Raw genomic sequence first — 6,545 nt, forward strand, 5'->3', positions numbered from 1 at the left:
GTTTATTTTTAATATTTGGATAGTAGGCTTTGTGCGACTTTATTGAAGGAGCATTTTTTCATGTCTGAATTATCCAGAACCCAAGATATTACGGACCCCGAGGGGTTACAGTTTCAAATTCAAATCGACGACATTGCGGTTAATGCATGCGATGGCGAAACCGTGTTGTCTGTTTTGCTTGCGGCGAACTATAAGCAAATCATGGAAAGCGATCGAGAGGCCGTATCCGGTGCTTATTGTGGTATGGGCGTTTGTCATTGTTGTCAGGTAACAATAAACAAACAACATAAACAAAAGGCTTGCCAAACCTTAGTACAACCCAATATGCAGGTTGAAACTAAACAAAATCGTTTCAAGCAGGTTGGAGTATAGTGATGTCTACTTGTCAAAAAGAAAAAATCGTTATTGTTGGTGCAGGACCTGCAGGCGTCAGCTGTGCAGCTGAGCTGGCTAAATATGGCATTACTAGCACCTTAGTTGATGAAGCGCCAAAAATTGGTGGAGTTATCTATCGCGGTCCACTTAGACAGGCGAGTAAGCTTCCTCATTTAGATGAAAATCTTAAACGAGCGATGGCTGCACTAAAGGTACGCTACGAACATCATAAACAAGATATAACGCTACAACTACAAACCAAAGTGCTTGGGCCTGAGGGTGAAAGTGGTTTATTGTTGCAAACACAAAATCAGCTAACACAAATAGATTACACTAGGTTGGTTTTGGCAACTGGTTGTCATGAGCGCAGTGTGCCATTTGAAGGGTGGCAGTTGCCTGGTGTGATGTTAATGGGCGGGATGCAACTTCAGCTTAAAAGTGGGTTAGTTCGACCAGGGAAAAAAGTGGCTTTAGTCGGAACTGGACCATTATTGCCATTGGTTGCTTGCCAGTTGCATAAATCCGGGGCACAAGTGGTTGGCGTATATGAAGCGAGTCGCTTTAGTGAACTGGCGAAAGAGACCGTGGCGCTGCTCAATAAACCTAAGCTTACGCTTTCGGGATTGAGTATGTTGGCGTATCTCAAAAAGCATAATATTCCGTTCAAGTATGGCTATGGCATCGTGAAAGCAGAAGGCCAAGAAAAACTCTCCAGTGTTACCGTAGCGCCTTACGATGAGCACTGGCATGCGGACTTGTCAAAAGCACAGCATTTAGCCGTGGATAGTTTGGGAGTTGGCTATGGTTTTGTTGCCCGCACACAGCTTGCCATGCTACTTGGGGTTTCTCATCAGTACACCACCACGAATGGCTATGTGCCTTTATTAGATGACAATTTACGCAGTAGCTTAAATTCAATTTTTGTTTGTGGTGATACCAATGGTTTGTTAGGTGCGGAAGCGGCTATCATTGAAGGAAAAATAGCCGCAACCATGCTTGCCTATGAGCAAGCCTGTTTAAGCGAGTCGAACTTCCACACGCGAATGCGCAAGCTCAAAACTAAGCGTAAGCAAGCACAGAAATTTAGAGCTGGATTTGATCGCTTCTCGGCGCGTCGAGAGGGGCTGCTTGCATTAACACAAGCAGATACCGTGGTGTGTCGCTGCGAACAAGTAAAGCGCCAGCAACTCGATTTAGCGTTGCAACAAGGTGCGAAAGATTTGTCTAGCGTGAAAATGAGAACCCGTATTGGCATGGGAGACTGCCAAGGAAAAATGTGCTCTAGCTATGCACTAGACCGACTGCACGCTGCAGGGCACTTAGATACACTCGGTGTGATAAGGCCAAGATTCCCACTAGACCCAATTCCATTTACTTTACTGGAGAAAAACCATGAAGCAGTATGATGTCATTATCGCAGGTGGCGGTGTAATAGGCGCTGCTTGTGCTTACTTTTTAAGTCGTGATACCAACCTAAAAATCGCGTTAGTGGATTTAAAAAAGCCGGGTAACGCGTCTCGTGCATCTGCGGGTGGATTATGGGCAATTGGTGAGTCGGTTGGACTTGGCTGTGGTGTGATCTTCTTCAAAACCTTGTCTAAGCTCCAAAGTGAAGGAGATACCGAAGCTGCGGAAACATTGCGGCCGCATCAATTACCAGAATGCTTTTTTGAACTTGCGCTCAAGTCAAACGAGTTATATCCAGCACTGCATGAAGAAATGCTGACCAGACACGATGTCGACTTTAAGTTTGAACGTACCGGTCTCAAATTCATTATGTACAATCGTGATGATGAAATATATGCAGATAGCATAGTGTCTGGGATCCCTAATTTGTCTTCGCAGATCCGTTGGCTAGACCAACAGCAATTACGTGCAGAGGAGCCTTACATCACTCCTGATGCGATTGGTGCAATAGATTTTATTTGTGACCATCAGGTAAACCCATACCGATTAGTTGATGCGTATACCGAAGGCGCGCGCCAAAATGGTGTTGAGTTATTTCTGAATACCGAAGTGCTAGAGGTACTGCGTGAAGGCAATAAGGTGATAGGCGTGAGGATGCAAGATCAAAGTCTGCATTGCGACACTCTAATTAATGCCGCTGGCGCCTGGGCGGATGACATTTACCATCAGGCAACAGGTAAACACATGCCAGTTTACCCAGTTAAAGGTCAAATAGTGTTGTCTGAGCGCATGCCTAAAGTATTAAATGGTTGTATCAGTACCAGTGATTGCTACATTGCACAAAAGGATAACGGCGAGATTTTAATTGGCTCATCAACGGAGGAAAAAGGCTTCGACACCACCAATAGTCTAGATAAAATTACCGAGTTGTCACAAGGTGCTATGAAGTGTTTGCCGGTGCTAAAAGAGTCGAGTATTAAACGTTGCTGGGCGGGACTTAGACCTGGTACACCGGATGAGCTGCCAATTTTGGGCCCCGTTGATGGAGTGGAAGGTTACATTAATGCGTGTGGGCACTTTAGGACGGGGATTTTAATGTCGGCCATTACTGGCACGCTTATTACTGAACTCATGACAGGCAAACCTACCTCTGTTGATTTAGCTCCATTTCGCGTTGAAAGGTTCGAATAAGCATTTGATTCTGCTGTCTTAATGGGATATATCTAATTGCTGATGAATATTCCATTAAGGCAAGATAGACGGTGCAATTACGCAAGCCTAAAAAACTAAACCGAGGTGATACCCTTGCGATTGTATCACCTAGCTGGGGTGGCCCAGGCACATTTCCCCATATTTTTGAGCAAGGGTTAGCAAACCTGCGTTCGCTTGGTTTTAATATTGTTGAAATGCCGTCGGCTCGAACTGCCGCAGACGTGCTTTTTTCACAGCCACAATTACGTGCAAAAGATATTAATGATGCCTTTGCCGACCCGAATATAGCCGGGATAATTTCTTCCATTGGTGGTTCAGATTCCGCGCGGATCCTGCCTTATTTGGATAAATCCGTTATCTTGAATAACCCTAAGTTTATGATGGGCTATTCTGACTTTTCCACGTTCACTACATTGCTGAACCAATGGGGATTAGTCACCTTTAACGGCCCATCGGTCATGGCCGGTTTCTCCCAGTACCACAACGCTAGTGCTGAATATCAAGCCTATTTAGCGCAGGCGCTGCTAGGTGAAGTCCATTATCCAATATTCAAAGCCTATTCTCATGGATATCCGGAGTGGGCAATACCAGAAAACGTCGGTAAGCTGCATCCCTCAATAGCAACAGATGGTCCTAAAGTACTGCAAGGTACAGGGCAAGTGGAAGGGCAGCTATTTGGCGGTTGTTTTGAAGTGATGGAGATGCTAAAAGGCACAGAATACTGGCCATCGCCGTCATTTTGGCAAGACAAATTGCTATTTTTAGAAACCTCTGAGGATAAACCCAGTCAAGACTATATTCGCTTTTGGTTACGTAACTATGGGGTGATGGGGGTGTTTGAAAAAGTATCCGGCTTAATGGTTGGCCGTGCGCGGGATTACAGCGAACGCGAGATGGCTGCGCTTGATGAAGTGATTTTATCGGTTGTACGTGATGAGTTTGGCTGTGACAGTTTACCCGTAATAACTCGGCTTGACTTTGGCCATACCGATCCGCAGTGGATTTTGCCGTTAGGAATACAGCATCGCTTGGATTTGGATAACTTCAGTCTAGATGCGATAGAGCCGGTATTTGATTTGTTGTAGTGGTGTGATGAGGGAGAAAAACCGTGCTGGTAGTTTTTTTTGGTGCTTGCAGGCAAATTTACTGCTTTTGAGAGAAAAACTAGAACTCGCAGTCAATACTAATCCCCCTTTAACACACCCGAAAAACATAACTGCTCGGCGGGTAAACCACCTCCCACAAAACTATCTGCACTGCTAATTAAGAGGCTATGCTGATAGTTTTTGCAACCCTTGCAAACAGCTTTATCGTAAAAATCGTAGAAGATCTCACAAGCAACTTATTCCCCCTCCATCACACCCGAAAAGCATAAGCCGATATGCAATGTGCCGACAGGATGTCGGCCAAGTCTTGTCTGGCATAGTGAGAAATCATTGATGAAGAAATCATTGATGAAGAAATCATTGATGACACCCACTACTATTAACATCAAAGCTGAGGAAGTGAAGTAAAAGAATATCTAAACACTCCAGTCATTTTGGTCAAAAACGTTTATCGATAGGTTAATTCTTATCGCCTAGGCATATCTCTACATTAAAACAGGGTTATCGCCGCACGACAAAGCACTGCTAATACAACAGTAAGAAAATTCTAGAATTGAGAATGTGAGTTATGCTAAGCCAGCAAGCGCTCGCAGTTTGTTAGGTTTGTCCGTCGTCGTTTTTGCAGTGTTTCGCAGTAAGCGGTTATCCTACGCTCTCGGCCAACCGCGCCGTGGAATATCCGAGAAAACTGCGTAGTAAGTTTTATCCAGTTCTCAGGCTCAATATTGAGTCGAGTGAGTATGGGTTGTGACTCAAAAATATAGCCTCGTTTGTCGGCGCGAATATATTGGCCTGTGAGTTCAACCAATTCGATATAAGACTTGAGCTCAAAAGGCAGGCCTTTAGGCATGTGTTTTCGTGGGCTGCCAGCAAAGCGTAATAGGCTTTTTGGTTGTTTGCCCAGCTTAGCGTGGTCGATGCGTTTTTTGATGCTGGTGTAGTCTGAGGTTTCAGGCGTTGCGGCAATTTTGGCTCGAATTGGGTTTAGGTCTACGTAAGCGAGGCAGGCAGCCAGTGCAGCTTCATCCAATAGTGCTTGGGATTTGAATCGTCCTTCCCAAAACCGACCTGTACAATTATCTTCTTTATTTGCTCGGCGGGCGATGTCTTCGTTAAGCACTCGCATAAACCAGCTAATATCTGCGAGCCTTTCTCTGTACTTATCAACCAGCTCATCGAGTATCAATTGCTCCGACTCATTGAGTGGCTCATCTTCAATAAACTTTTGGCTTATCCAATTGCCTTTAAATAACTTGTGCCATCGCATCACAGTCGCTTTATCCGACAGGCGCTTAGCCTTTTTATCATCAACATATAAAACAATATGGGTGTGATTACTCATCACGGCATAAGCACAGACATCAATACAAAACACGGAGCCCAGCATCGGAGCTTTTCTTCAACCCAATCCCGGCGGTGCTCGTATGATTTTCCAGAAAATTTATCTTCACCGCATAAAAAGGCGCGCCTTACGCAACGGGAGATACAGTGATAATATTTGGTGTCGGTTAAACTGATTTGTCTTTTACGGGCAGTAGCCATAGTTTAGTTTCCTCAATCCTTTGAGTGTAGATTCAAAGCTTAGGCGGTATCTTAGGAAGGTGCAAATTAGCGGTGGGTGTCTGGTTTAAATTGTGATACGGGCAGTAGCCATAGTTTGGTTTCCTCAATCCTTTGAGTGCAGAATTAAAGCTTAGGCGGTATCTTAGGAAGGTGCAAATTAGTAGTGGGTGTCAGCTATTTATTCATTAGGAAGGTGCAAATTAGTAGTGGGTGTCAGCTATTTATTCATCTTAGGAAGGTGCAAATTAGTAGTGGGTGTCAGCTATTTATTCATTTAGATTTCGAGAGAAGTATTTGAACATGGAAGAAATAAGAAAGATTAGAGAAGCGTGGCTACAAGCCTATTTGGATGGTAACACAGTTACACTTGAGCAAATTGAGTCTGAGAATTTTTCTATTGTATCTGGGCAAGGTGTTGAATCTAACCCGGCTAGGCTCAAAAATATCGCGGCTCGCAAATTAAACGGGAAATGGTTTGGACCCTTTACCAGTTTTCAGAACTCCCAAATGGAGTATCAACAGTTGGGTCCAGTTACAACTGTAACTGGTTTTTGCCAAATTATAGGTAAAGATAGGATAATTCGCTCGAGCTACATTTCCGAAGTGTGGCAAAAAATAAACGGCAAGTGGCGAATCATCCTAGCGCATGCTTCGGCGAAAAATGAGATTTAACAAATTGTACATGCCTATTTCAGCTAGAAAGAATCAAGTACAAAACAAGTGACACCCTCACTATTAATATCAAAGCTGAGGAAGTGAAGTAAAAAAGTATAAAAATACTTCAATTGGGCTTTGTGCGTTACTCACAAATTATGGCTAACTATTTTTGCCGTTAATTTTGGCCTAATTAACAAAAAATAACTGTAGTTCTATGAAATATTT

5 protein-coding genes and 1 pseudogene are annotated in these 6,545 nt (G+C 43.8%); 5 read left to right on the plus strand and 1 reads right to left on the minus strand.

The window, feature by feature from the left end; genetic code table 11:
- The first annotated feature begins 60 nt into the window (after positions 1–60).
- The 4 genes from L1D50_RS20420 (at position 61) to L1D50_RS23600 (ending at position 4,079) form a co-directional block, all read left to right on the plus strand.
- The gene (locus L1D50_RS20420) at positions 61–372 is read left to right on the plus strand and encodes a 2Fe-2S iron-sulfur cluster-binding protein (RefSeq protein WP_010371949.1); all 312 of its coding nucleotides are present in this window, start codon (positions 61–63) and stop codon (positions 370–372) included.
- Between the two features lie 2 nt (positions 373–374).
- On the plus strand, positions 375–1,781 hold the full coding sequence (locus L1D50_RS20425) for an FAD/NAD(P)-binding oxidoreductase (RefSeq protein ID WP_128728414.1): 1,407 nt from the start codon (positions 375–377) through the stop codon (positions 1,779–1,781).
- Positions 1,768–2,973 (plus strand): FAD-dependent oxidoreductase, encoded by a 1,206-nt coding sequence (locus tag L1D50_RS20430; protein WP_138521559.1) that lies wholly within the window; start codon positions 1,768–1,770, stop codon positions 2,971–2,973. Before L1D50_RS20425 ends, L1D50_RS20430 begins: the two co-directional genes overlap by 14 nt.
- A 71-nt stretch (positions 2,974–3,044) precedes the next feature.
- The gene (locus tag L1D50_RS23600; RefSeq protein ID WP_138521557.1) at positions 3,045–4,079 is read left to right on the plus strand and encodes a S66 peptidase family protein; all 1,035 of its coding nucleotides are present in this window, start codon (positions 3,045–3,047) and stop codon (positions 4,077–4,079) included.
- Between the two features lie 592 nt (positions 4,080–4,671).
- On the opposite strand, the pseudogene L1D50_RS20440 reads toward L1D50_RS23600, so the two are convergent.
- Positions 4,672–5,642 (minus strand): annotated as a pseudogene (locus L1D50_RS20440) (transposase).
- 321 nt (positions 5,643–5,963) lie between these two features.
- On the opposite strand from L1D50_RS20440, the gene L1D50_RS20445 reads away from it, so the two are divergent.
- A complete protein-coding gene (locus L1D50_RS20445) occupies positions 5,964–6,335 on the plus strand; it encodes a nuclear transport factor 2 family protein (protein ID WP_128725485.1) in 372 nt (123 codons plus the stop codon).
- Positions 6,336–6,545 lie beyond the last annotated feature (210 nt).

The sequence above is a fragment of the Pseudoalteromonas sp. Isolate6 genome, from assembly GCF_022398435.1.
Lineage (GTDB): Bacteria > Pseudomonadota > Gammaproteobacteria > Enterobacterales > Alteromonadaceae > Pseudoalteromonas > Pseudoalteromonas galatheae.